This is a genomic window from Burkholderia sp. SRS-W-2-2016, from assembly GCF_001931485.1.
Classification (GTDB): domain Bacteria; phylum Pseudomonadota; class Gammaproteobacteria; order Burkholderiales; family Burkholderiaceae; genus Paraburkholderia.
The window spans coordinates 90,338-116,063 of sequence record NZ_MSDV01000018.1; the positions used below are offsets into that span (position 1 = coordinate 90,338).

The following is a 25,726-nucleotide window of genomic DNA, read 5'->3' on the forward strand; positions in this document are numbered from 1 at the left end:
CCGCGCGTTTTAAATCGTACGAAAAGGCCGTCCATGTTTCATAAATGAAACGTTTTTCGTCACCCGCTAAATCAGCATTTTGATATTAATTTGCAGTAGCCGTTAATCAGGTCGAAATGACCGGATGATGAAGCCGATAAATTCCTGCTTTGCGAATAAAGGGCGGAATGACTCGCATTATTTGCGGTTTTCGGTTTTTCACGTTTGAAACGTTTTTTGAAGCCCAACCGAAACACCGCGGTATCGGCGAATCACGCGCGCTTCGCATTATCGGCAAGTGGCATGAATCCGGCAAGCGCGTGCTGAATCAACGCGCCAATCCACAGCGGGCGCCGCTTGCGCCGGGCTCCGCGGGTTGCGTGGCGGGGCGCAACCGTCTGCTCATATCAAACGCTCAATTACGGTTTTCGTCAGACCTTGTCCTTTCAATAATTCTGCTTTTCAAATTTACTAACGCGGGCGCATCCGCTAACATCACGCTTAATCCTTTAAGCGGCGTTCGCCGCGGCTTCTGCCGAAATTAATTCATTCTTTAGTTCCGCCTGGCTATAGGGCCATCGGGGTCCGCAACGTATGTACGTTTGGGGAAAGATCATGCCGCAAATGCACCTTGATACAGCGAGAATTACGTGGCTTCATTCACCGGCCCCCAATGTCCGTGCTGCGGCGCGGCGAATCGGCATTCTGCTGTTCGACGGCTTCTGGCTGCTGGGGCCGGGCACCGTGGTCGAGATGTTCCAGAGCGCCAATGAACTCGCGGGCACCCGCGCCGGCGAGGATCCCCCTTACGAAGTGCAGTTTCTGTCGATGGACGGCGGCAATGTCGCGAGTTCGTCGTCGGCGCGCATCTGGACCGAACGGATCGATCCGCGTTTCGGCGCCGGCTTCGACGTGCTGTTCATCGCCGGCGGCTATGGCGCTAACGCGGCCGCGCGCGACGAACGTCTGCTCGGCTGGCTGCGCTCGGTGCAGGCGCGCACCCGCGCGATCGAAGCGATCGGCGAGGGCCGCAGCGTGCTCGAAGCGGCCGGTCCGACCGAGCACGACGGCATGCTGACGCGCTATCCGGTCGGCGCCGCCGCCAGCCCGGACGGCGCGTTCGGCGCGGCCACCGACCGCAACGACTGCGCGCGCAGCGCGCTGATGTTCATCAAGCGCGATCTCGGCGCGGAGCTCGCGCGCAGCGTCGCCGATCGCGTGATGCCCGGCATGGCGGCGACGTGGGTGCCGCTGCCGGCCGAGGGCGGCACGCTCAGTGTCGCCGAGAAAATCCGCGCGGCCGCGCGCTGGATGGAGGCGAACTGCGACCGGCCGGTTTCGGTCGCCGACGCCGCGCAGGTCGCGGCGATGAGCGAGCGCAATTTCCTGCGCCGCTTCAAGCACGAGATGCAGGTCACGCCGTCGGACTACCTGCTGCAGGTGCGGCTGCGCATCGCGTGTAACTTCCTCACCGAGACCGAATTGCCGGTCGACAAGATCGCCCGCCGCAGCGGTACCGGCAACGGCGATCGTCTTGCGAAAATCTTCCGCAAGCGCATGGCCCTGTCGCCAACCGAATATCGTGCCCGTAGCCGGGCGGCCAGCGAGGCGTAGCATGAGCGCATAGCGTCATGCGAACGGGCGCTTGCGTCCGTACGCTTCGTTATCTGATGCGGTCGCGTTCGCGCCGGGATGCGCTTCGTTGCGAAGCGCGGCGCGTGAGCGGCCGTCACGCTGGCCAGCCTTTTTGCGAGTACAGGCGATGGGCAACAGGGTCATTGCGACGGCATTGCCGGAGGTCAAACTCGTCGAGCCGGAAGTGTTCGCCGACGAATACGGCTTCTGCTACGAGAGTTTCAGCGCGGACGAATTCGCCGACGAGGTCGCGGCGGGTTTCAACTTCGTCCAGGATCGACATCAACGCGCGGTGCGCGGCGTGCTGCGCGGACTGCACTACCAGGTGCAGCGTCCGCAGGGGCGGCTTTTGCGCGTGGTGCGCGGCGAGGTGTTCGATGTCGCGGTCGACGTGCGGCTGAATTCGCCGCACTTCGGCAAATGGTGCGGCGAGTTTCTGAGCGACGCGAACCAGCGGCAGATCTGGATGCCGCCCGGTTTCGCGCATGGCTTCGTGGTGTTGTCGGAGGTCGCGGAGGTGGTCTGGAAAACCACCGAGTACTGGTTTCCCGAACTCGAGCGCTGCCTGCTGTGGTCCGATCCCGACATCGGCATCGAGTGGCCGATCGACTACGAGCCGATTCTCGGCAGCAAGGACGCGGCGGGGCGGCGGCTGTACGAGGCGGAGAACATCGCGTGACGGATTGCGCGGGAGTTGCGCGGGAGTTGGGCAGGATTACGCGCCGCCCGAACGCGATGCCTGGGATCACGAAGTATCGCCGCCGGCCGCGAGCCCATCAAAACGATGCCGCCGATCACCTATGCGTCCTCGACGGAAACCGTGAGGGCGCATACGTGACCGGCGGCATGTACGTACAAGAAAGCTACCCGGCGCGGCAACTATTGCAAGACGGTGCGGCAACTATTGCAACGGGCCGGGCGTCGCTTCACGAAAACGCTGTCTGCAACCGTCAGCGTCGAATCACCCCCATCAGCAAGGTGACGAGGAAGATCACCAGGAAGATGAAGAACAGGATCTTGGCGATTTCGGTCGCGCCCGCGGCGATGCCGCCAAAGCCGAACACCGCGGCGATGATGGCGATGATGAAGAAAATCACAGCGTATCGAAGCATGGTGCCTCCACCGATGGATTGTTGAAATGACGTTGGAACGGCGACCCGTGGCGGACGTCGGCGTCTGTCACGGTGAGGTGCCGGTGCAGCGAACTCACGCAATAGGTGTGCCCGGCATCCCGCACCGTTTCGTCATCACAATCGGCGCGTGGCGGCTATGCCGCCGCTACTTCGCGAGCGCGGCGCCGACCCGCTTGCGCCAGCTGGCCGTGGACATCAGGCTCTGCGCATCCCAGCTCGACGCGGCATCCAGTTCGTTCTCCAGTTGCGCCTCGTTGAACTGCCACACGATCACCTTCGGTTTGTGCTGCGCGAACGCCGGCGTCTCGACGTAATCGACGAAGGTCTTCCACGGGCCGACGTTGCCCGGATTCCAGGTGAGGCCCACCGGCTGGCCGAGCGCGTTGGAGAGCTTTTGCGTATAGCCGAGGTAGGGCTGCACGAAGCTGTTGCCGATCACCTGCACCTGCGGGGCCGCGCTGTCGAGCAGAGCGCCGCCGGCGTCCTGCTGGCCGCCCTGGCCGCTCTGGCCGCTCTGGTCGTCGGGCTGTTTGCGCACGGTATAGATGTCGCGGCCGATGCGTTTGCGGTCCTCGGGCGCCATGAAGTTCATCGCGAGATCGCCGTAGCGGCGCTCGTTGGTCCAGTCGCCGAGCGTCGCGCCCGGGCCGTTGGCCGGCAGCGGAAAGCGCGCCTGAATCAGTTGCGCGGTCGCGTCCGCCGACGCCTCCGCCGCCCACGCGCTCCAGTGATAGTCGGCGCGATAGAACGCGCTCTGCTGGTCGTGCTCGACCGAGCGCAGCACCGGGCGGTCGTCGAAGGTGCTGACGCCGGCCGCCTTGAGCATGCCGAGGATGTCGTCGTAGCGCGACTTCACCGGCGGCGCGATCGCGACGCCGGCGGGCAGCCGCTGCGGATAGAACAGCGCCTTCGCGGGCACCACCATCAGCACGAGGCCGATATGCCGCGCCGCCAGCTCGGTCGCGGTCTGCTCGATGGTCTTGAGGTTGGCGTCGAGCGTCGCGCGGTTGACCGCGTCGGTGTGTTCCCAGCCGGGGAACAGCCAGCCGTCCTGGCCTTCGATTACCGACGGCGCCGCGCTCGCGTGCGCGGCCGCGCCGAGCACGGTCGCCTGCAACAGAATACGCACGAGGGCGCGCGCTTTGGTCATGGCCGGAAAGCGGATTCGTTTCATTGGACGTCTCATCGCGAAGTGGGTCATTGCGTCAGGAAGGCGCGTTCGTTGTCGGTAAGGGGTTGATAGAGCGAGCGCAGCGGCCACTCCCAGATCAGCAGCCGGATGCCGTCGAGCCGCTCGGGATGATGCTGGAGCAGATCGAGCACGCTGCCGTCGAAGCCGCTGCCGAGCTGGCTTTGCTGCGCGATCTCCTGCTTCAGATCGAGCTGCAGGTAATCGATGAAGCCCGAGTTGAGCGAATACGACGAACCGGCCAGCATCACCGCCGGTCCCGCGACCGCGTCGAGCAGACCGCCGTCGTGGGTGATGTCGAGGGTTTCGTCGTGATCCACGTCGGCGGGCGGCGCGAACGGCGGCGCGTTGCGCTCCAGCGCCGCGAGCCGCATCAGATCGCCGATGCGCGGATGGCTTTGCGTGCCCACCTGCAAGCGCATCGCGGTCTCGCCGGCGGGCGCGAGCGGCTGCGCGAGCGCGGCCACCCGCGCGGCCGCGAACTTCGCGCCGGCGCGGTTCCAGTGGCTGTCGGTGCGCCAGTAGCCGGGCGCGCTCCAGCCGCTATGCAGATCGACCTGCGGCAGCGCGAGCGCGGCGCTCGCGCGTCGCCACGCGTCGCGGCGGCCGCGCGCCTGCGGCGACACGGCGAGCCCGCACAGTTCGCCCGCGGCCTGCTCGACCTTGTCGGGCACCGGCACCGCGAGCACGTGCACATGGCGCTTGCCGAGCGTGTCCACGAGCTTGCGCGCGAGCGCGACGCGTTCGCGCAAGTTGCGCTCGCCGGCCGGCGTCTCGACGGTTTCGTCGGCGAGAAAAAGCCAGCCGCGGCAACCGCTGCGCACCTGCGGATCGGGGTCGCCGGTGACCGCGTACAGCAGGCCGTTGAGCACGCGGCTCATCGCGCGGGGCGGCGGCATCGCCGCGGCCACGCGCGCGTCGAACGCCCGCGTCACGCCGCCGTCGAGCCACGCGGATGCGCCGGACACCCCGGACACCCCGGACACCCCGGACACCCCGGACACCCCGGACGCGCCGGGCGCTGATACCGGCGGCGTGCCGGACTGCGCGACGAGGCGCCAGCCCAGCAGCGCCGCGCCGGCCGCGACGACCAGCATGAAGGCGAGCGTGTTCAGCTTGCGGATCATGATCAGAACTGGAAGTAGAGAAACGGCACCACGGTGCGGCCTTGCAGCACCCACAGCGCGATCAGCCACAACGGCACGCCGCCGAGCTGGTGCAGGCGCGCGCAGCGCGAGCGCAGGCCCGGCGCGCGCGCGAGCAGCGCGGGCAGATAGACGAGCGCGACGCCCAGCAGCAGGCACACGATCTGGTTGGGCCGCAGCGACGCGGCGAACGCGCTGGAGAGCGCCCAGCCGTGGCGGCCGCCGAGCGCGCCGGCCAGGGTCGCGACCTCGCCCCAGCTTTGCGCGCGAAACAGCAGCCAGCCCAGCATCACGAAGCCCAGCGTGGCCGCGTGCGCGAGCGCGACCGGCAACGCGCGGCTACTGCGCGCTCGCCACAGACGCTCGAGCGCGAGGCCGCCGCCGTGCCACAAGCCCCACACCATGAAGGTCCAGCTGGCGCCGTGCCACAGTCCGCCCAGCGCCATCGTTACCAGCAGGTTCGCGCAGCCGCGCGCGAGACCGCCGCGGTTGCCGCCGAGCGGAATGTACAGATAGTCGCGCAGCCAGCTCGACAGGCTGATGTGCCAGCGCCGCCAGAACTCGGACAGCGACGCGCTCAGATAGGGCGCGTCGAAGTTCTCCGGAAACTTCAGGCCGACCAGCAGCCCCAGGCCGATCGCCATGCTGCTGTACGCGCGGAAATCGAAGTACAGCTGCAGCGTGTACGCGAGCACGGTGAGCGCGGCGTCGGCGGCGCTCGGCGCGGCGAGCTGGTAGCCGGTGGCGACCAGCGGCGCGAGCGTGTCGGCGAGCAGGATCTTCTGCGTGAAGCCGCTCATGAAGCGCTCGATGCCGGCAACCAGCTCGGCGCGCTGGAACGCGCGCCGGCGCAGCCGCTCGGCGACCCACTCGTAGCGCACGACCGGCCCCGCGACCAGATGCCCGAACATCGACTGATAGGTCGCGTAGTTCACGAAGCTGGGCTCGGCGGCGACGGTGCCGCGGTACACGTCGACCGAATACGAGATCGCGCCGAACACGAAGAACGACAGACCGATCGGCAGCAGGATCGCGCTCCAGCCCTGCGCGGGCGCGCCGAACCAGACCGCCGTGTCGTGCAGCAGGTTCGCGTACTTGAACCAGACGAGCGCGCCCAGCGGCCACGCGATCGCGGCGAGCAGCGCGCCGCGCCGCCCGGCGTCGCGGCTGCGTTCGATCCAGTGCGCGCTGCCCCACGACCACAGCGCGATCGACACGATCAGCGGCAGGAAGTCGAGCCGCCACCACGCGTAGAACGCCCAGCTGAACGCGAGGATCGTCAGGTTGCGCGCACGGCTGCCGGTCGCCGCATAGGCGAGCAGGAACAGCGGCAGGAACACGAAGACGAAACTGATGCTGACGAAGACCATCGACGGTGCGCTCGGTGGGGACGGTGGCTTATTGCACGGCGTGGTACGGCGCGGTGCCGTCGAGCTGCGCGACTACGCGCAGCGCGCTGCCCGCGCCGACCAGGAACACGCTCGCGCGGTCGCCCGAGCGCAGCGCCGGCAGCGCGACGGCGGCGGTGCTCGCCGCGCCGCAGCGGCCCGCCACGCGCGCCTGCACCGGATTGATCACGCGTTTGCGGCTGGCGCCGGCCGGCACGTGCGCGAACACCTCGGGGCCGTGGTCGACCGCGAGCGTCGCGTCGCAATCGCGCGTGACGTTGTAGAAGCGCAGTTCGGCCTTCAGGTCGTCGCGGCCGTCGGTGGTGTCGGCGATCAGCTGGGCCGGCGCGCCGTCGTCCAGCACCACGGTGTTGAAGCTGCCCGGTTGAACCTTGAACGGCGGCAACGCGCGGCCGTTCACCTTGATCGCGACGCCCGCCGCGGCATTCACCACGCGGTAGTCGGTGACGATCCGGCGCGCCGGGTCGAGCGTGTCGCGCGCCCCGGCGAACTCGACCTCGGCGCTGTGCGCGGCCGGATTGACGACCCGCACGTAGCTCGAGCCGGCCGGCGGCTGCGGCGCATAGAGCCGGGCGATTTCCTGCGCGCGCGCCGGCGCGCTCACGCCGGCGCAGAGCACACCCGCGCACGCGCAGGCCGCGGCCAGCCAGCCGGCGAAACGCACGGGACGAAAAGCCAGAACAGAAGGGTTGAACATGACTGCGCGACCTCAGAAGTTGAAGACACTGCGAATGAACCAGCCGGTGGCCCGGTCGTCGCCGGCGATCCGTACGCGGTACTGGATCGACACGTCGAGATACGAGCGCGGCGCGTGATAGCGGTCCTCGCGGAACCACGTCCGCAGATTCACGCCGACGCCGACGCCCACCGCCAGCGGGGTGTTGTACGCGTTGTTGTAGTCGGCGCCGAGCACCGCGAGCGGCTCCAGCGTCGTGTGATGGAACCAGGCTTCGGGCAGGCGGAAACTGCGCCCGCCCTGTAGCTCGGAGGTGAAGTAATAGGTGTTCGCGATCGTGTAGTAGCCGGTTTCCGCGTAGACCTGCGCGCTGTTCCAGTTCGCCCGGTCATAGCGCAGATCGGTGCCGACGCCGTTCGAATAGCCGAGCCGCGCGAGCCAGTCGCTCTGCGCTTTCGAGCCGATCGCCTGCTGGCGTTCGAACGCGAGGATCGCGTTCTGGCCGGCCAGCGGCTTCCAGCGCACGCCGAACGCGGACAGCAGACTCGCGAGGCCGGTCGGCGAACTGCCGGTGAAGGTCGCGCCGGTCGCGCGATCGGTGGACGTGCTCGGCGCGCTGTACGGGGTGCCGGTCAGGCGCGCGTACAGGTCGACGTACGCGCCGTCGTGTTCGAGCGCGCGCGGCCGCCAGTACGCCTCGGTGCCGAGCTGCAGGTTGTCGCCCACCAGCGCCGACTGGTTTTGCCCGGTCTGCATGTTGTTGCTGCCGCGATAGCTGAGCGACACGTATGCGCCGAACTGGCGCTCCAGTTCGTCGACCGAGCGGCGCATGTCGTAGCGCTGCTGCTCGGTCGCGTCGAGCTGTCCGGCGTCGGCGGCGTCGATGCCGCGTTCGAAGTAGCGCACCGCGGCGGGTTTGTCGTTCGCGTTGATCGCGCTGAACGCGGCGTCCTGCAGCGCGCGCGGCGGCAGCTTGCCGGCGGCGTCGATCTGCTGGAACGCGTCGAGCGCGAGCGCCGGCGCGCCCGAGGTCGCGGCGAGATAGGCGAATTCGAGGTCGGGCGCCGGCGGGTCCAGATGCGCGCGCGCCTGTTGCGCGGCGCTGTGCTCGCCGTTGGCGTCGAGCGCCTGGGCCAGCACGCGCCGGTAGCGCTGCTCGTTCGGTTTCGAGGCCGCCAGCACGCGCGCCAGCGCGAGCGCGGCGGCGCGCTCGTGCTGGCCGAGCGCGCGGTAGATCGCGGCGATCATCGCGTTCGATGCGCTCGGCGCGGGCTGCGCGTTGCAGACCGTGCCGTACGGCGTGACCCGGCAGTCGAGGAACGGCGCGAGCAGCGGCGGCTGGCCGCCGTGCTCACGGTGATACGCGATCAGCGCGCGGCGCCAGTTCGCTTCGCCGTCGCGCGCGGGCAGCTTGCCGAGCAGCGCGTCGGCATCCTGCCAGGCGCGTGCGGCCATGTACGCATCGGCGACGTACAGGCGCAGCTCGCGCAGGTCGTCGTCGCCGAGCGTGTCGTTGCCGAGCGCGCGCGCGTAGTCGGCGCGCGCGAGTTCGCGGCGGCCTTGCTGCTGGCGCAGATAGCCGCGCAGCAGCACCGGCACCGCGTCCTCGTCGTCGACCCTGATCGCGTCGCCGGCCGCTTGCTCCGCGTCGGCGTAGCGCTGCTGGCGGATCAGCACGTTCACCAGCAGCAGGCGGTAGGACATCACGTCGGGGGCGAGCGCGATGGCCTGGGCGATCTGCGCGCGCGCTTCGTCGAGCTGGTCGGCCGCGAGCGCGCGGTACGCGTCGCCGGCCGGTTGCTGCGCCATCTGGCGGCGCATCGCGTCGCGCCGGCCTTCGAGTTCATGGTTCGGGCCGCCCGCATCGAGTGCGCGCTGGAATAGGTCGGCGGCGTCTTGCGGGCGGTTGTCGGCGGCGGCGCGATAGGCTTCGGCGGCAAAGCGTTGTGTGGCTGCCGCGCCGGTGGGGGCGTCGTGCGGTTGCGGTTGCGGGGCCGGTGTTGCGGTTGCGGGTGCCGGTGCCTGCGTGGCGGCATCGTGCTGGGCGGCGGTGCTCCGGGTGGCGGCGTGCTGGGCGACGGCGTCGCCGGTTGCCGCCTGCTGCGCGAGCGCGTCTCCGGTCGTGGCGTGCTGGGCGACCGTGCGCCGGCCGGCGGTATCGCGGGTAGCGGCGTCCCGCGCGGTGTGGCGATTTTGTGCGTTTCCTTCAGTGCCCGACGCGGGATGAACGGCGAGCGGCTGCGCGTGCCGGCGCGACGCGGTTTCCGCTTCGTGCAGCAGCGTGCGCAAGCGCGCGACGTCGGGGCGCAACCGCACCGCCTCGCGTGCGTCGCGTAGCGCGGCGTCGTAGTCGCCGCGCGCGTATTCGTCGTAGGCTCGCTGGGCCACGCGGTACGCGCCGCCGGCGAGCGGCAGCGGCAGATTTTCATCGGCGGCGGCGGGGCTCCACGCGGCGGCTAGCGCGGCGCTCAGCGCGGCATAGGCAAGGCTCGCGCGGCGCCGCGCGAGGCCGCGCGCCGGGCGGCGGTTCATGCTTCGAATCGAAGGGTGTAGCGGGTCATGTTGCAGGCCGCTCGAGGTTGCGGCGATCACTTGAGCAGGTCTTCCACGAGTGCCGGGGGAACGTAATGGGGGCCGTCGAACAGATAGGTCCGGTAGCCGCGATAGGCGTCGAGTTGCGGTTTGAGTTCGGCGGCGGTGGCCGCGCGGAATTGGCCGCCGGTGCCGGGCCGGAACGCTTCGGCGATGATCCGCACGCGCGCCGCGCCGAGCCGCGCGGCCAGCGCGTCGGCATACTCGCGCGCTACCCGCGGCTCGCGCGTGTAGAGGCCCACGCCGTCCTGGAACAGCACGCCGACGTCGCGCGGCAGCCAGCCGTCGAGCCACTCGGCGAGCGCGGCGCCGCCGATATTCGACTGGTCGTACACGCTGATCCACAACGGGCGCGGCAGGCGCGCGAGCAGCGGGGCGAGGGCGGCGGCGTCGTGCCACGTCGGATCGACCTCGACCGGGAAATACCAGCCGTCGATCCGCACCGGCGGCGGCGCGGCGGCCACCCGCAACGACTGCTCGACCAGTTGTTCGAGATCCTTGCGCGCGGCCGCTTCGTCGTAGCGGCCAGCGAGGCCGACGAGCGCGTGGCGCGCCCACGGCTCCTGCGCGATGCGCGCCCAGTCGGGCAGTTGCGCGGCAGCCGGCAAGCCGGTGCCGCTCACGTAGGCGACGCCGTCCACCACCGTCCACTGCACCAGCAGATCGGTTGCGCCCAGGCGCGCCCAGTCGCCGCGCGGGTGCAGATGCGCGTTGTCGAGCTGCCACGCGATGCCGTCCACGAGCGGCGGCTGCTGGCAGCCGGCCAGCAGGCTCAGCGCGAGGACGGCGCAAGCGCGGCGGAACGTGCGGGAGTAAGCGTGGGAATCGGCGTGGGAATCGGCGTGGGAATCGGCGTGGGAATCGGCGTGGGAATCGGCGCGGGAGTTGGCGCGGGAATCGGCGCGGGAATCGGCGCGAGAACCGGCGCGAGAACCGGCGCAGGAACCGGCGTGGGAACCGGCGCGAGAACCGGCGCGAGAACCGGCGCGGGAGCAAACGCGGCGGACGGCGCGCAGCCGTTCGCGCAGCGAGGCGAGGGGCGTCGTCATGCGGGTAGTCCGTCGTTGGCGGGCACGGGCTGTGCTTGCGTCGTCGTCGTCGCGGTAGACGCGACAGCCACCGCCGCCGGCTGCGCTTGCGCCCCCACCGGCTGCGCGGGCGCCGTCGCGCGCACCCGCTGCTGCACCTCGATCGCCAGCGCGAGCGCCTCGCGCGTGATCACGCCGCGCGCCATCATGAAGTCGCCGATGCGGCCGTCGCGGTCCGGCCGGTAGTGCGTGAGCGCCGCCTCGAAGCGCTCGCGCGTGACGTGGCCCAATTCGATCAGCAGATCGCCGAGCAGCGGCACGCGCGGCGCGTCCTGTTCGAGCGCGTCGGCGTCGCCGCGCAACACGCGCAGGCCGGCGGCGATCTCGCTCTCGCGCAGGATCTGCTGCGCGAGCGGCTGGCCGAGCGCGGCCTCGATCTGCGCGCGCGCTTCGTCGCCGAGCGGGCTGGCGGCGAGCACGATCGCGCGGCCACGCTCGTCCTCGCCCTGCACCAGCACCCGGTGGCGGATCGCCAGCGCGGCCGGCAGGCGCTCGCGGTCGGCGCGCAGACGCGCCGGGTCGAGCCGCGCGCGCGGCAGGCCGGTCTGGAACGCGATCGCCTCGGCGAGCGTTTCCTCGTCGAGCCAGCCCTTGGCCATCAGCACGCGACCGAGCGGCGCTTCGTGCGCGTGATCATCCTCCAGCGCGAGCGCGAGCTGCCTATCGTCGATCACCTGCCACGCGAGCAGCAGTTCGCCGAGCCGCTGACGACGGTCGGCGGGCAGGCCGTCGGCGGACGGGAAGTCGTGCATCGTCTTGTCCCACGCGAGGCGCTTGCCGGTCGCGAGATGCGCGAGATACATCCGCCACGCGCGCCCGACCGCGAGAAAGTTGACGAAGTTGCCGACGATCATCCGCGGCACCGCCATCAGACCGTGCTCCCAGCCGTAGAGCCGCTTCACGAAATGAACCCGCTGCACCACCCGCAGCGCGAGCGCGACGACGTTGAGCCACAGCACGAGATGCATCCACGTGGCGTCGATGAACGGCGACGGCGGCAACTCCGGTCCGTAGCCGAGCGCGGCCACGATCATGAAAAGCAGGAACTGCAGCAGCACCGCATACGCGGCCATCCCGACGAACGCGGTGACGATGCCCTTGCGGTCGCGAAACAGCAGGTAGCGGTTCGCGAGCGAGCCGTTCCAGCCGTTCTGCGCCCAGCCTTGCAGGCCGATGCCGAGAGTCCAGCGCGCGCGCTGCCGGTACGCGGTGCGCAGCGTGTCGGGGAACAGCTCACGCACGCACAGCGGCATCGTCACGATCACGTCGCGCGGTTTGCCGAAGCCGAACCAGCTCGCGCGGCGGCTGCGGAACTGCACCGGAAAGCGCGCGAAAATCGACTGCATGCCGAGCTTCGAGAGCCGCGCGCCGACGTCGTAGTCTTCGGTCAGGCTGTCGGTGTTGAACGGCTGGTTGGCGGTGCTTTCGCACAGCGCGAGCAGCGCGCGGCGCGAGAAGCAGGTGCCCACGCCGGCCGACGGCACCGCGCCCACCAGGCTTTCGCGCACGACCAGATCCTTCGCGTGCCATTCGGCGAACTCGTCCATGTAGGTGCCGGCCACGAGTTCGTACCAGTTGCGCTCCAGCGAGCACACCGGCAGCTGGATCATGTCCTTGCGCGGCAGCAGATAGTTGAAGAAGCGCAATTCCAGCGAATGCAGCACGTCCTCGCTGTCGTGCAGAACCACGCCGGCGAACTCCACGCCGCTCTCGCGCTCGTGCGCGAAGATCGCCTGGATCACCCAGTTCAGGCAGTCGGCCTTGCAGGTCGGGCCGTCGTGCGGCACTTCCACGCGGCGCAACTGGCGATAGCGGCGGCGCATCCGCTCGACTTCCTCGATGGTCTTCGCATCGTTCACGTAGGTGCCGACGAAGATCATGTAGTTGCGATAGTCGAGCACCTTCACCGCGTCCTCGACCATCGCCGCGATCACGTCGTATTCGAGCCACGCGGGCACCATGATCGCGAGCGGCTGCTCGTCGCGCATATGCAACTGCTCGACCGTGAGCGGCCGGTAGGTGCGCTTCACGGTCAGCGCGCGCCACGTCTCGCGCACCCAGTACCAGCCGTCGATGAACAGATCGTCGAGGCTGGAGAGCAGGATCGCCACCGCGATCGCGCCCGCCGCGTATTGCAGCGACTGGAAGTATTGCGCGGCGAAGTAGCGCGCCAGCAGGCTCACTCGGGCGTCCCCTGGCTGCGCCGTTGCTTGCGGCGGCGGGTTACGGTCGCCAGCAGCAACAGCAGCGCGAACGCGCCGACGAGCGCCGTCGGCACCGCCCACGTCCACCATTGCCGGCGCCACGGTGCGCGCTCGTCGTCGTCGGTGTCGAGGGCTCCGTCGGCGCGGCGGGTGTCCAGCGTCTTGAGCACGCCGTCGCCGCTCACCACCGCGACGTTGCCGTGCTGCAGCTGCAGGCTCGCGGGCAACACCGGCTCGTGCTCGCCGAGGCTGCGCCAGACGATGCCGCTCGCGCGATCCGCGCGCACCACGTCGAACACGCTGACGCCAGCGAGCTTCGCGACGCCGCTGGCCGCGTACAGCGCGCGGCCTTGCGGGTCGGCGATCGTCAGGCCGTCGCCTTGCACGCGCACGGCCGGGTCCGGGCGTTCGACGGCCACGCCGAGCGCGAGGAACGGCTCGGCGGGCGCGATCCGTTCGCCGTCGGCGGCGACGCGCAGCACGGCCCGCTGCGGCGCGATGCCGACCGCGTTGGCCAGATGCGCGACGCGCGCGAGCGTGTCGGTCGAGCGCGCCGGATACGCGGCGGGCACGTAGACCGCGGAGCCCGACGCGTAGCGGCCGACCATGCCGGTGAAGGTATCGCCCGCATCGGCCTTGGCGAGGGTCAGGTGGCTGCCCGGCAGGACCGCGACCGGATAGCCTTCGGCGCGCGCGCAGCCGCCGTCGCTTTGCCGCTGGAACGCGACCCGCAGCGTGTTGCTGGCCGCCAGCAGATAGCGCGGAATATGGGCGCTGACGCGCTCGTTGCGGCCGCGCGCGTTCAGCAGTTGCGCGCCGATCAGCGCGTCGTTGAAGTAGATCGACGCGACCACGCCGCTGCCGTGCGAGTTCGGCGCGGCGGCGAGTTCGAGCACCACGTCGTCGGGCAAACGGCCCGCGCCGGCCGCCGCGGCGAGGTCGAACCGGGTCTGCCACTGCGCTTCGCGCAGCACGCTGAGGGTGCCCGGTTCGCCGCCGAGCGCGGCCAGCGAGACCTGTTCGACGTCGTGACGCGCGTTGCCGTCGAGCTCGTGCACGACCAGCTGGTTCGATACGTTCACCGCGCGCCACATCTGCGCGAGCGCGGCGATGCCCTGGGTGTCGCCCGCCACGATCGCCGCCTGGCCGCCGATATGCACGAGCCGCAATTCGCCCGCGGCGAGCGGCGCGACCAGCGGCGCGGCGACCTGCGCGCGCCACGCGGCGAATGCGTCGCGCGCGTCCGGCGACGCGTTCGCGGCTTGCGCGGCGAGCGCGTCGAGCGCGCCATTGAGCGACGCGCGCAGCGTGTCGTCCATCAGGATCAGGTCGAGCGGCAATGCGCCGCGCGGCGCGATGACCAGCAACGCGGCCAGCTCGGCCGGGTTGGCGACGCGATGCGGGCCGCCCGCGGCCAACGCCGCGAACGCGGGCAGCGTCTGCAACGCGGCCGGCACGGCGGGCGCGCCGAGTTCGACGGTGTCGCCGGGCGCGGGCCACGCGCGCACTTGCGGCTCGCGGCCGTCGCGCTGCAGCAGCGCGAGTTCGCGCCAGCCGGCGTCGTAGTGCGCGGTGTCCAGATGCGCCGACGAAATCAGCAGCGTGGGCGCGAGCGGCAGCGCGCTCCACGCGGTGCGCAGATCCTTGATGTCGCGGGTGTCGTAGCGATACGACAGCGACGTCAGCGGCGCGACGCGCAGCACGTTGCCGATCGCGGTCTGGTCCGAGCACACCGTATCGGCGACGACCGAACTCCAGTCGAGGCCGATCCGCACATAGCCGCTCGGGCGCGCGTCGCCGCCGACGCCGACCGCCAGCGCCGCGTCGCCTTGCGGCTGCGTGAGCGCGCGGGCGAGCGCGGGGGTGCCGTCGATCGACACCAGCAGCGTGGTGCGGCCGCCGTCGGCGCGCAGGTAGCTGCTGTCGAGCTGCAGTTCGCCGTCCGCGATCGGTACGCCGGCCGGCACCGGGAAGTAGAACTCGCGGCGGCTGGCGGGGGCGTCGAGCGTGGTCGTGCCGCTGATGCCGAGCCCGTTCAGCGCGATCGTGCGCCGGACCGTGGGGTTGGCGGCTTCGGCGAGGGCTTTTGCGAATGGGTTGGTGTTTGGGGCGGCAGCGGCTGGTGCTGGTGCTGTTGCTGGCGCTGCTGGTGCCGCGGCGGCAGAGGTTGCGGCGGCAGACGGCGCACTCGACGCACTCGACACCGCCGTGGCGGGCGCCGGGCCGTGGACCGTCGGCGTGGGATTCGGCGCGGCGGCCACGCCGATCGCATTGCAGGCGGCCAGCGCGAGCGCCATCAGCGATGCGCGATGCATGCCGCGGCGGCGCGCCTGGGCGCGGCCGGCTCGGGAGACGGGGAGTGAAGTCACGATCGTCGCGAAGTGGAAATAGGCAGGAGAAAGGGACGCGTGGGGCCAGCCGGTTCGAGGTGCTGGCTTACGGGGGCGCCGGAGCGGCGGCGCCGCGCGCGGCTGCGGCGCAGCGGTCGCGTTCGCCGAGTTCGCTTTTGCGTTCGTTGCGTTCGCCGGGTGCGGTCGGTTCACCGCGTTCGCCGCGCTCACCGTGTCCACGGTCCTCGCTCGCGCCGCCGAACTCATCGAACCGGCGTCCCGCCAGACAGGCGACGATGCGCGCCGACGCCCGGCCGTCGCCATACGGATTGACGCGCCGCGCGAACTCGCCGTAAGCGAGCGGATCGCGCAGCAGCGCGCGCACCTCGCGCACGATCGACTCGCGCGCGGTGCCGACCAGACGCACCGTGCCGGCCGCGACCGCTTCGGGCCGCTCGGTCACCTCGCGCATCACCAGCACGGGCTTGCCGAGCGCGGGGGCTTCTTCCTGCACGCCGCCCGAGTCGGTGAGGATCAGCGTCGCGCGCCGCATCAGCCAGACGAAGCCGACATAGTCGAGCGGTTCGATCAGATGCACGTTGCGCATGTTGCCGAGCGTCGCCTGCACGGGGCCGCGCACGTTCGGATTCAGGTGGACCGGATAGACGATTTGCACGTCGTCGCCGGCGGCCAGTTCGGCCAGCGCCGCGCAGATATTCGCGAAGCCGGGGCCGAAGCTTTCGCGGCGATGGCCGGTCACGAGCAGCAGCGGCCGCGTGCCGTCGATGAAACTCATGCGCGCTTCGAGCGCGGCGCGCAGCGACGCATCCGCGTCGAGCCGGGCGAGGGTTTCATGCAGCGCGTCGATTACCGTGTTGCCGGTGACGATCACGCGCCCGGCCAGTGCTTCGCGCGCGAGATTGGCCTTCGAACTGGCGGTCGGCGCGAACAGCAGGTCGCTCGCGACGTCGACCACGCGCCGGTTCATTTCTTCGGGCCAGGGCTGTTGCAAATTGCCGGTGCGCAGGCCCGCCTCGATGTGGCCGACCGGAATGCGTCGATGGAACGCGGCGAGCGCGGCCATGCTGGCGGTGGTGGTGTCGCCGTGCACCAGCACGCGGTCCGGCTGCGCGCGTTCGAACACTTCGTCGAGCGATGCGAACAGCCGCGAGGCCAGCGCGTTGAGCGTCTGGTTCGCGGTCATCAGCGCGAGATCGTAGTGCGGCGTGATGCGAAAAAATTCCAGCACTTGCGCGAGCATCGAGCCGTGTTGCCCGGTCACGCAAACGAGCGATTCGATTTCCCGGTCTGCTTCCAGCTGCTTGACGAGCGGCGCCATCTTGATGGCTTCCGGCCTCGTGCCGAACACCGACATGATTCGTACAGGCATTGTTGCAATGGTCTTTTTTATTGCCGCATGCCGCCGGGCCGGCGTTCCCGGCGAATGGCATACGAACGCGGCCGCGCCGGGCGTGAGCCCGCGGCCTGGTTGGCATTATCTGGATCCCGCGGATTGCGGGTGGTCTTCGTTGCCGGCCCCCGTCGCCAGCTGGTCGGCGCGGATTCTAACCGGCCTCGATCGATCGGACATGCAGGTCGATGAGGGGAATTCTCTCCGTAAAACAATTGAAAAAGCGGAATCTGCTCGCCATTCCTGTTCGACCTCGGCAAATCCATCCGGTCAATCGTTTGGCATTCGGCGCCGGTGGCTGAATCGTCGCGGCGGCTTGGGGCGGTTTTGCCCGCTTGCTCCGGTTGCCCCGGTTGCTGTCACGGCACGACGGCGTGCGACGCGGCGGAGGTTCGAGCGGCGGCGATTGCCTTCGCGCGTTAGCCGGCGCGGTCCACCGCAGCCATGCTGGCATTGTCGGCCGGACCTGCTCATGGCTAGGCGCGGAATAGCGCGATTAATTGGCTTTTAATCGGCGGTCGGCGGGGAGTATTTCTCTTAAGAGAAACGTCCGGGAGGGGGCGGCTTTGCTGTTGCGAGATAGCGTCGGAGCTTTGCCGCCGCCGGCGCTGGCCGGCGGTTCGGACGATGAAATCCGGCGGAGCGGCAGAGCAGCAGAGCGGCAGACCGGCGAACGGGGCGGGGGTAGCGGCCGTCGCTGGCGCGGCGGCCCGTGGAGGATCATGCTGGCGCGGGTGGCCAGAGCGGCGGGTTGGAGGAAACCGGTGACGCTCGCTCAGCGCAACTGCGTGACCGCGAGCAGCAACACCATGCTGCCGATCGCGCCATCCAGCACGCGCCACGCGGTCGCGCGGCGAAACAGCGGCGCGAGCAGGCGCGCGCCATAGCCGAGACCGACGAACCACACCGCGCTGACCGCCATCGCGCCGAGCGCGAACGCGACCCGCGCACCTTCCGGTTCTCTCGCGCCGGCCGTGCCGATCAGAAGAAACGTATCCAGATACACGTGCGGATTGAGCCATGTGAATGCGAGCGTCATCAGCACGATCGGCAGCGCGCGCTGCACCGGCGGCGCTGCATGGGCCGCACCGTTAGTCACACCGTTAGCTACACCGTTATCCGGCCCATTGACCGAACCCTCGACAGCAGCAGCCGTACCGCCATCGAGCACCGCATGCCCCGGCCGCACCGCGCGGCGCAGCGCATTGATCCCGAACCATGCGAGATACGCGAGCCCGACATAGAGCATCGCGTGCACGAAGCGCGGGAAGCGCTCCATCAGCACCGCGGCGCCGCCGACGCCCGCGCCGATCAGAATGAAATCCGACAACGTGCACAGCAGCACGATCTTGCCGACGTGCGAGCGCATGATCCCCTGGCGCAGCACGAATGCGTTCTGCGCGCCGATCGTCACGATCAGCGACGCGCACAGCGCCGCGCCGTGGGAAAACGACAACCAGTTCATAGAAGGTCCCGAAAACGGAAGAGGCAATGGACGAAGCGAAACATTGGCGCTAGTCTGCGGGCTGGCCTCTCATAAGAGAAGCTAATTTACTTAATGCCGATTAAGGAACGCTAATGTTGGATTACGCGTTGCTCGACGCGCTGGCCGCCGTGGTCCGCCACGGCTCGTTCGACCGCGCGGCGAGCGAACTCAATATCACGCCGTCCGCGGTGTCGCAGCGGGTCAAGCTGCTGGAGGAGCGGGTCGGCAGCGTGCTGGTCAAGCGCGGCCAGCCGTGCGTCGCGACGCCGTCGGGCGCGCTGCTGTGCCGTCATACCGAGCGCGTGCAACTGCTGGAGGCGGAGCTGAACGGCCGCCTGCCGGCATTGCCAGGCGCGCTGGTCGAGCAGTGGCCGGCGCTGCGGGTGGCGGTCAACGACGACAGCGTCGGCACGTGGTTCATCGATGCGGTCGCGCCGTTCTGCGTCGAGCGCGAGATGCTGCTGGATCTGGTGATCGACGATCAGGACCACACCGCGCAGCGGATTCGCGACGGCAGCGTGCAAGGCGCGATCACCACCCAGGCCGAACCGGTGCAGGGCTGCCGTTCGATGCGGCTCGGCCGGATGCGTTATCTGGCGGTGTGCTCGCCGGCGTTTCGCGACCGTTATTTCGCGGCTGGCGTTACGCGCGAGAGCCTGCGCCGCACGCCGTGCGTCGATTTCAATCCGAAGGATCAGCTGCAACGGCGCTTCATGCGACGTATCACGCGCGCGGAACTGGAGCCGCCGCTGCACTGGATTCCGCATGTGGGCGGCTTTCTGCGCGCGTGCGTGACGGGGCTCGGCTGGGGGATGTGTCCGGAGCGGATGATCGCTGCGCAACTGGCGAGCGGCGAGCTGGTCGAGATCGCGCCGGGCAAGCATATCGACGTTGATCTGTACTGGCAGAGCTGGCGCTTGTCGATCGGCTGGCTCGACGATTTCAGCGCGATGCTCAGGAAGCGGGCGGGGGAGTTTCTGGATTGATTCGATGCGAGGCGGCCGTAAAAGCCGCTACAACAGCAGTTCGATCGAATGAAAGAGCCGCTTCATCTCCGGCTCCTGTGAGCGCGCGCCGGCATCGATCGTCTCGCGCAGGCAGTCCAGAAAACATTCGGCCGCCGGGCTCGTCGGCGCGCCGCGCCGCGACGTGATGCTGACTAGCGTTTCGTCGACGGTTTCGCGCAGTTGCAGCGCCGCGAGGTTTTCCTTCGCGAGCATCACCTCGACGAGCGGCCACGGAAAGATGCTCAGCATGTCGGTGTGCGCGAGCAAGCCGAGCACGATCGCCAGCGAATGGGCGAGCAGGATCGTGTGCGGCACGCGCATCCCGCGCTGGCGGAACAGGTTGTCGGCGATCGATTCGCGGCTCGCCGGATCGTAGTTCAGCACCCACTCCGCGTCCTGCAGTTCGAGCAGCGTGCGACAGCCGGCCAACGGATGATCGCGCCGCGCGACCACCGCCGAATGGGTCGAAAACAGCGGCACGTTGTGAAACTCCGATTGCGGCGACGCGGGCGGCGGCCGGCCGATCGAGAAGTCGAGACTGCCGTCGCGCAAACGAGGCTGCACGACCGCGAGCAGACCTTCGAAAAATTCCAGCTGCACCTCCGGCATCCGCTCGCGAAAGCGCCGCACCGCGGGCGGCAGGAAGGTCAGCGCGACCCACGGCGTGACGCCGATCGACAGTTTTCCGGCGGCCGCGCCGCGCATCGCCTCGATCTCCGCCTCGGCGCGCTGCAACTGACCGAGCACGAGCCGCGCATGCACGACCAGCGCGCGGCCGAACTCGGTGAACGCGACCCCGCTCGCGCCGCGCACGATCAGCGGTGCATGCAGATCGGCTTCCAGTTCGCGCATCGCCTTGGTCACGGCGGCCGGCGACAGCCCCAGCGAGCGGGCCGCGGCCCGGATACTTCCGGTATCCGCGATCGCCGCCAGGGTATTGAGTTGATGCAGTTTCATCTCATTTGCACGTGGGGAGGGGGCAACCGCTGGTTGCTGGCGGAACGATTCTACGCCTGCCGCTCGAATATCGGCGTGGCTATCCTAGGTTCACCGTTACAGAGGAGACACCCCGTGAACACGATGGTCATTCCCGCCGGCATCGCCGCAGTCGAAGAAGAGATGATCGAGCTGCGCCGCCGCATCCACGCGCATCCCGAACTCGCGTATGAGGAATTCGCGACCGCCGATCTGGTCGCCGAACGCCTGACCGAATGGGGCTACACCGTGCATCGCGGGATGGGCGAGACCGGCGTGGTCGGCCAGTTGAAACTCGGCAACGGCACTCGCCGGCTCGGTCTGCGCGCCGACATGGACGCGCTGCCGATCCACGAAACCACCGGCCTGCCGTACGCGAGCAAGGTGCCCGGCAAGATGCACGCATGCGGCCACGACGGCCACACCGCGATGCTGCTGGGCGCCGCCAAGCACCTCGCGCAGGAGAAAAACTTCGACGGCACGCTGAATCTGATCTTCCAGCCCGCCGAGGAAGGCCTTGCCGGCGCGAAGAAAATGCTCGAAGACGGGCTGTTCGAACAGTTCCCCTGCGATGCGGTGTTCGCGATGCACAACATGCCGGGCCATCCGACCGGAAAGTTCGGATTCCTGCCGGGTTCGTTCATGGCTTCGTCCGATACGGTCGTGATCAAGGTGATCGGGCGCGGCGGTCACGGCGCGGTGCCGCATAAGGCGGTCGATCCGATCGTCGTGTGCGCGCAGATCGTGCTCGCGTTGCAGGCGATCGTCGCGCGCAATATCGCGCCGCTCGATATGGCGATCATCACCGTCGGCGCGATCCACGCGGGCGAAGCGCCGAACGTGATTCCCGAAACCGCCGAGATGCGTCTGTCGGTGCGCGCGCTGCGTCCCGAGGTGCGCGACCATCTGCAGGAACGCATCACCGCGGTCGCGACCGGCCAGGCGGAGATCTTCGGCGCGCGCGCCGAGGTCGATTATCAGCGCCGTTATCCGGTGCTCGTGAACGATGTCGAGATGACCGCGCTCGCGCGCCAGGTCGCGCTCGACTGGCTCGGCGAAGACGGACTGATCCGCGATATGCAGCCGCTCACGGGCAGCGAAGATTTCGCGTTCCTGCTCGAGCGTTGCGCGGGCAGCTATCTGATCATCGGCAATGGCGACGGCGAGGGCGGCTGCATGGTCCACAACCCCGGCTACGACTTCAACGACGACGCGCTCGCGACCGGCGCCGCGTACTGGGTCAAGCTCGCGCAGACGTTCCTGGTTTGACGCGGCGGCGCGGGCGACGGCATTCGCGCCGGTCCGCGCTCGCAGCAATGCGCAATGAAGGCCGCGCTCGCCACGACGCGCGGGCCGCGCAGTAAAAACACGATGGAGACACAGATGAACTATTCCGCCACTCCCCAGCCCGCGGACACCGACGCAGCACAGCTTGTTGCCACGGCCGCCAGTGGCGCGCCGGCATCGCTCGCGCCCGGCAAACGCGCGAGCCACGCAAAGGCGATCGCCGCGATCACGCTCGGCAACGGCCTCGAATTCTTCGACTTCACGATCTACAGCTTCTTCGCGACGATCATCGGCAAGCTGTTCTTCCCGGTCGAAGGGCAGCTCGTGCAACTGATGCTCGCGGTCGGCACGTTCGGAGTCGGCTTCATCATGCGGCCGGTGGGCGGCGTGATTCTCGGCGGCTATGCGGACCGCGCGGGTCGCAAGGCCGCGATGAGCCTGACGCTGTGGCTGATGACGCTCGGCTCCGCGATCATCGCGTTCGCGCCCGGCTACGCGACGATCGGCGTGGCCGCGCCGATCCTGATCATCGTCGCGCGGCTGATTCAGGGTTTTGCGCTGGGCGGCGAGGTCGGCGCATCGACCGCGCTGCTGCTCGAATACGGCAGCGACCGCACGCGCGGTTTCTACGGCAGCTGGCAGTTCGTCAGCCAGGGCGCGAACACGGTGGTGGGCTCGCTGCTCGGCGTCGCGCTCGCCTCGACGCTGTCGACCCAAGCGCTCGAAAGCTGGGGCTGGCGCGTGCCGTTCGTGATCGGTATGGCGATGGGGCCGATCGGTATCTATATCCGCCGGCATCTGGACGAGACCTTGCCGGGTGTCGAGGACGGGGCCGCGCAGGCGGTGTCGAGCCCGCACGCGAATCCGGCCGAACAGCCGGCGTCGATGCCGGTGCGCAAGCTGTTTCGCGACCACGCGCGCTCGATCACGACCGGCACGCTGACGACGATCGGCGGCACCGCGGCGAACTACATCGTGCTGTTCTATCTGTCGACCTACGCGATCAAGATCCTGCATCTGCCGATGGCCTCGGCGCTGTGGGCCGCGTGGACCGGCGCGGTGGTCACGGTGATCTGCTCGCCGTTCGCGGGCGCGCTGTCCGACCGGCTCGGCCGCAAGCCGGTGATGGCGGTGTCGCGGGTGCTGCTGATTCTAGCGGTCTATCCGGCCTTCATGGCGATCAACGCGGCGCCGACGGTGCCGGTGCTGCTCGCGGTGGTCGCCGGCCTCGCGGTGCTGGTCGCGTTCACCGCGGTGCCCAATATCGTGATGCTGCCCGAGCTGTTTCCGCGTGCGATCCGCGCGACCGGGATGTCGATCGTGTACTGCCTGGGCGTATCGATTTTCGGTGGCTTCGCGCAGTTCTTCGCGACGTGGCTGATCCAGATTTCCGGCAGCAATCTCGCGCCGGCGTGGTATCTGATCGGGTGCAGCGTGGTGTCGTTGCTGCCGTTGCCGTTGATGCGGGAGACGGCGGGCAAACCGATCGATTGAGCACGCGCCGCGCGGCGACGCGCGCGGAATGACCCGCAAAAAAAGAGGCGCGATCGAAAAATCGCGCCTCTTTTGCTATCCACCCACGGCCTCACGCAAAACTCACCGCGCGGTCGATTTCCCTCCACCGGTCACCGGCGCGCCATCGCCGTTACCATCGCCGGCCGGCGCATCGCGCGTCTCCGGCATCGCGGCCCACACCAGCAGCACCGCGAGCGCGCCCGCCGCCGCGAGGCAGAAGAAGCTCACCGCATTGCCGAAGTGATCGGCGACGAAGCCCGCCGCGGTCGTACTGAGCGTCGCGCCGATCCCGGCCGCCAGCCCGAACAGACCGATACAGAGGTTGTAGCGGCCCTTGTCGCCGGCCACGTCGGCGGCGATCAGCGGCAGCATCACGCCGAACACCGCGGCGCTCAGACCGTCGAGCATCTGCACCGGCACCAGCAGATACGGGCTGCTGATTCCGGCGAACAGCAGCGCGCGGATCGGCAGCGCCGAGAAGCCCAGCAGCAGGATCGGCCGGCGGCCCCAGCGCTCGGCCGAACGGCCGACCCACGGCGACATCATCGCGACGATCGCCTGCGGAACGATGATGCACGCGGCGATCACCAGCTGCACGTTATCGCCCATGCCGGCCGTCACTTCGCCGGCCGCGAGATTGAGCATCGCCGCGTTCGACAGATGGAACAGCACGATGCACGCGGCGAACAGCAGCAGACGGCGGTCGCGCAGCAGCTCGCGCAGGCTCTCGCGCCGCTCGAGCTGCTCGGGCGTCGGCGCGGCCTTAGGCAGCTCGATCGTGTCGGTGCGCTGGATCATCGACAGCGCGAACAGCGCCGGCACCGCGAGCCCCGCGGTCAGAAAGAACACCGCGCGCGGCGAGTAGTACTCGCCGAAGAGACCCATCAAACCGGCCGCGACCGCGCTGCCGATCGACGCCCAGCGCGCGTTGCGGCCGAGCCGGTCGCCGAGATTCGCGCGTCCCACCAGCGCGAACGAGATCGCCGCGAGCGCCGGCGTCAGCATGCAGCTCGCGAAGCCGTGGAACACCTCGGCGGCGATCACCGGCAGCACGGTCGGGCTGACCGCGAGCAGCAGCGCGCTGAGGATGATCGCGACGATCGCCCACGCGGCGGCGCCTTTCTTGTTGCGCAGCGCGTCGACCGCGGCGCCGCCCGGCACCTGGCTGACCATCGCGCTGATCGTGCCGACCGACAGCACCATGCCGATCTCGCCCTGGGTCCACTTGTGCGAGGCCAGATACGACGCGATGAACGGCCCGAAACCGGTCTGCACATTGGCGACGAAGAAGTTCAGCCAATCGAGCGCGCGCAGACTGCGTGCCGTGACTACTGTGCGGACCGTCATCGGACCGCCCGTGCGTTGGAGACGGCCACCGCGGTCGAGCCGGACGGCGCCGCATTACCTGAGCCGCCGGCCGACCCACCTGCCGGGTTACCGGCCGATGCGCCCGGCGCGGACGCGGCGGGCACCGCGGAGGCGGCGGGCGCGGGCGCCGGGCCGGGCGATACCGCGCGAATCGGTTTGTCGGCCGCGTATGGCGGCGTCGCGTTGATCTGCGCGTCGCTCAGTTCGAGCAGCGGATGCAGTTCCTTGTCGCGCGTGACGAAGCGCAACGCGGACCAGTTCGCGGCGATCGTGCGCCGCTCGGTGCTGACCATCCCGCTGACGTCGAGCACGACCGCCTGCGGCTGCGCGTTGCCGTCGATCAGCACGTCGACCACCCGGCCGACCTTCGCGCCGTTCGCGCGCTCGACCGTCGCATCGAGCATCGGCAACTGCGGCGCGTTCGACTTGTTCGCGGCGGCCGGCGTGGCGCCCGCGTTCAGCGTGATCGGCGCTTCCTTCACGCTCGGCGTGAAGCGGAACGCGCTCCACGGGAAGTTCACCTTGCGGTCGCCGACGCCGAGAAAGCCCTGCAGATTGACGACCATCTCGAGCGGCTTGCCGGCCGCGTCGGCGATCATGTCGACCGCGCGGCCGACCGGCTTGCCGTCGGGCTTCTGCACCTGGCTGTCGAGCAGCGTATGAGCGGCGTTGCGATCGATCGCGCGCAGCAGGATCAGCTGGCGCGGCGCGGGCGGCGGGGGGGGCGGCGCCGGCGCGGCGACGGGCGGCGGCGGTTCGACCCGGCGCGGTTTGACGACCGGTTTTTTCGGCTTCTTCGGCTGCTCCGGCTCGTTGCTCGCGGTTTCGGCCGGCTCCGGCGTGGACGCCGCGGCCGGCGCGCTGGCCGGCTCGACCGGCATCACCGTCGCATCGACGATCGGGGCCTGCTGGTTGCCCCACAGCATGCTGCTGCAACCGGTCAACGCGGCGAGCGCGAGCAGCGCGGCCAGTGCCGCGAGCACGCGCATGAAGCGCAGCAGCGCGTGCAGCGCCAATGATTCGAACGAGGGACGCGCCGCGATCGATGCGATCGACGCGATCGGCAGGCGCCGGACAGGACGCGGAAAACCGCCAGTCATCGGGAAAAGCTCCACGTAGCAGGTGCGGGCGGGCGCGAGGAGCCGCCGCGATTGGATGAGGTAGGGGCAGAGTTTAACCTGCACGGCTCGCCGGCTCAGGTTTCGCACGCGCCGCGGCGCTGTTCGCGGAGCAAGGCGCGGGCCGGTTGCAGGCTTGGCGCGGGCGTCCCGCAGGCTGTTCCTCGCATAGGTGTAAA

20 protein-coding genes are annotated in these 25,726 nt (G+C 69.2%); 6 read left to right on the forward strand and 14 right to left on the reverse strand.

The genetic code is table 11. The features are described 5' to 3' along the window. The first annotated feature begins 167 nt into the window (after positions 1–167). The 3 genes from BTH42_RS34685 (at position 168) to rfbC (ending at position 2,293) form a co-directional block, all read left to right on the forward strand. Positions 168–524 carry a hypothetical protein gene (locus BTH42_RS34685; RefSeq protein WP_143751981.1) on the forward strand — a complete coding sequence of 119 codons (357 nt, stop codon included), beginning with the start codon at positions 168–170 and terminating at the stop codon, positions 522–524. A 70-nt stretch (positions 525–594) separates the two neighbouring features. Then, positions 595–1,593: a GlxA family transcriptional regulator gene (locus tag BTH42_RS06040; RefSeq protein ID WP_075297023.1), complete on the forward strand. Its 999-nt coding sequence runs from the start codon at positions 595–597 to the stop codon at positions 1,591–1,593. A 148-nt stretch (positions 1,594–1,741) separates the two neighbouring features. Beyond that, positions 1,742–2,293, forward strand: a complete 552-nt coding sequence (gene rfbC / locus BTH42_RS06045; protein ID WP_075296831.1) for a dTDP-4-dehydrorhamnose 3,5-epimerase — start codon at positions 1,742–1,744, stop codon at positions 2,291–2,293. A gap of 271 nt (positions 2,294–2,564) precedes the next feature. Here the strand turns inward: rfbC and BTH42_RS06050 are convergent, their stop codons facing one another. The 11 genes from BTH42_RS06050 to BTH42_RS06100 form a co-directional block, all read right to left on the reverse strand. Continuing rightward, positions 2,565–2,726: a DUF1328 domain-containing protein gene (locus BTH42_RS06050; protein WP_075296833.1), complete on the reverse strand. Its 162-nt coding sequence runs from the start codon at positions 2,724–2,726 to the stop codon at positions 2,565–2,567. Positions 2,727–2,892: 166 nt separating this feature from the next. Further along, positions 2,893–3,921, reverse strand: a complete 1,029-nt coding sequence (locus BTH42_RS06055; protein WP_143751982.1) for a twin-arginine translocation pathway signal — start codon at positions 3,919–3,921, stop codon at positions 2,893–2,895. Positions 3,922–3,944: 23 nt separating this feature from the next. Continuing rightward, positions 3,945–5,063 carry a hypothetical protein gene (locus tag BTH42_RS06060; protein WP_075296837.1) on the reverse strand — a complete coding sequence of 373 codons (1,119 nt, stop codon included), beginning with the start codon at positions 5,061–5,063 and terminating at the stop codon, positions 3,945–3,947. A gap of 2 nt (positions 5,064–5,065) precedes the next feature. Next, entirely contained in the window at positions 5,066–6,451 is a 1,386-nt protein-coding gene (locus BTH42_RS06065) for an MBOAT family protein (RefSeq protein WP_075296839.1), read from the reverse strand. 28 nt (positions 6,452–6,479) lie between these two features. Next, the gene (locus BTH42_RS06070) at positions 6,480–7,187 is read right to left on the reverse strand and encodes an alginate O-acetyltransferase AlgF (RefSeq protein WP_083654671.1); all 708 of its coding nucleotides are present in this window, start codon (positions 7,185–7,187) and stop codon (positions 6,480–6,482) included. A 12-nt stretch (positions 7,188–7,199) separates the two neighbouring features. Continuing rightward, positions 7,200–9,698 (reverse strand): bacteriophage N4 adsorption protein A, encoded by a 2,499-nt coding sequence (locus BTH42_RS06075; RefSeq protein WP_075296841.1) that lies wholly within the window; start codon positions 9,696–9,698, stop codon positions 7,200–7,202. A 56-nt stretch (positions 9,699–9,754) separates the two neighbouring features. Further along, positions 9,755–10,498: a hypothetical protein gene (locus tag BTH42_RS06080; protein WP_305954777.1), complete on the reverse strand. Its 744-nt coding sequence runs from the start codon at positions 10,496–10,498 to the stop codon at positions 9,755–9,757. Positions 10,499–10,803: 305 nt separating this feature from the next. Further along, complete coding sequence (locus BTH42_RS06085) at positions 10,804–13,029, reverse strand: glycosyl transferase family protein (protein ID WP_372237243.1); 2,226 nt, start codon at positions 13,027–13,029, stop codon at positions 10,804–10,806. Continuing rightward, a complete protein-coding gene (locus tag BTH42_RS06090) occupies positions 13,026–15,419 on the reverse strand; it encodes a cellulose biosynthesis cyclic di-GMP-binding regulatory protein BcsB (protein WP_256701827.1) in 2,394 nt (797 codons plus the stop codon). The genes BTH42_RS06085 and BTH42_RS06090 overlap by 4 nt, the downstream gene beginning before the upstream one ends. Before the next feature lie 67 nt (positions 15,420–15,486). Then, positions 15,487–16,770: a non-hydrolyzing UDP-N-acetylglucosamine 2-epimerase gene (gene wecB, locus BTH42_RS06095; protein WP_083654675.1), complete on the reverse strand. Its 1,284-nt coding sequence runs from the start codon at positions 16,768–16,770 to the stop codon at positions 15,487–15,489. A 796-nt stretch (positions 16,771–17,566) separates the two neighbouring features. Then, positions 17,567–18,256, reverse strand: a complete 690-nt coding sequence (locus BTH42_RS06100) for a LysE/ArgO family amino acid transporter (RefSeq protein WP_075296852.1) — start codon at positions 18,254–18,256, stop codon at positions 17,567–17,569. Between the two features lie 113 nt (positions 18,257–18,369). On the opposite strand from BTH42_RS06100, the gene BTH42_RS06105 reads away from it, so the two are divergent. Further along, a complete protein-coding gene (locus BTH42_RS06105) occupies positions 18,370–19,263 on the forward strand; it encodes a LysR family transcriptional regulator ArgP (RefSeq protein ID WP_075296854.1) in 894 nt (297 codons plus the stop codon). Positions 19,264–19,290: 27 nt separating this feature from the next. Here the strand turns inward: BTH42_RS06105 and BTH42_RS06110 are convergent, their stop codons facing one another. Further along, complete coding sequence (locus BTH42_RS06110; protein ID WP_075296856.1) at positions 19,291–20,241, reverse strand: LysR family transcriptional regulator; 951 nt, start codon at positions 20,239–20,241, stop codon at positions 19,291–19,293. Positions 20,242–20,355: 114 nt separating this feature from the next. On the opposite strand from BTH42_RS06110, the gene BTH42_RS06115 reads away from it, so the two are divergent. Then, positions 20,356–21,528 (forward strand): M20 aminoacylase family protein, encoded by a 1,173-nt coding sequence (locus tag BTH42_RS06115; protein ID WP_075296858.1) that lies wholly within the window; start codon positions 20,356–20,358, stop codon positions 21,526–21,528. 114 nt (positions 21,529–21,642) lie between these two features. Then, on the forward strand, positions 21,643–23,040 hold the full coding sequence (locus tag BTH42_RS06120; RefSeq protein WP_075297031.1) for an MFS transporter: 1,398 nt from the start codon (positions 21,643–21,645) through the stop codon (positions 23,038–23,040). Between the two features lie 102 nt (positions 23,041–23,142). Here BTH42_RS06120 and BTH42_RS06125 read toward each other — a convergent pair whose 3' ends face one another. Further along, on the reverse strand, positions 23,143–24,408 hold the full coding sequence (locus BTH42_RS06125; protein WP_075296860.1) for an MFS transporter: 1,266 nt from the start codon (positions 24,406–24,408) through the stop codon (positions 23,143–23,145). Next, entirely contained in the window at positions 24,405–25,529 is a 1,125-nt protein-coding gene (locus BTH42_RS06130; RefSeq protein WP_083654676.1) for a PRC-barrel domain-containing protein, read from the reverse strand. The genes BTH42_RS06125 and BTH42_RS06130 overlap by 4 nt, the downstream gene beginning before the upstream one ends. Between the last annotated feature and the right edge of the window lie 197 nt (positions 25,530–25,726).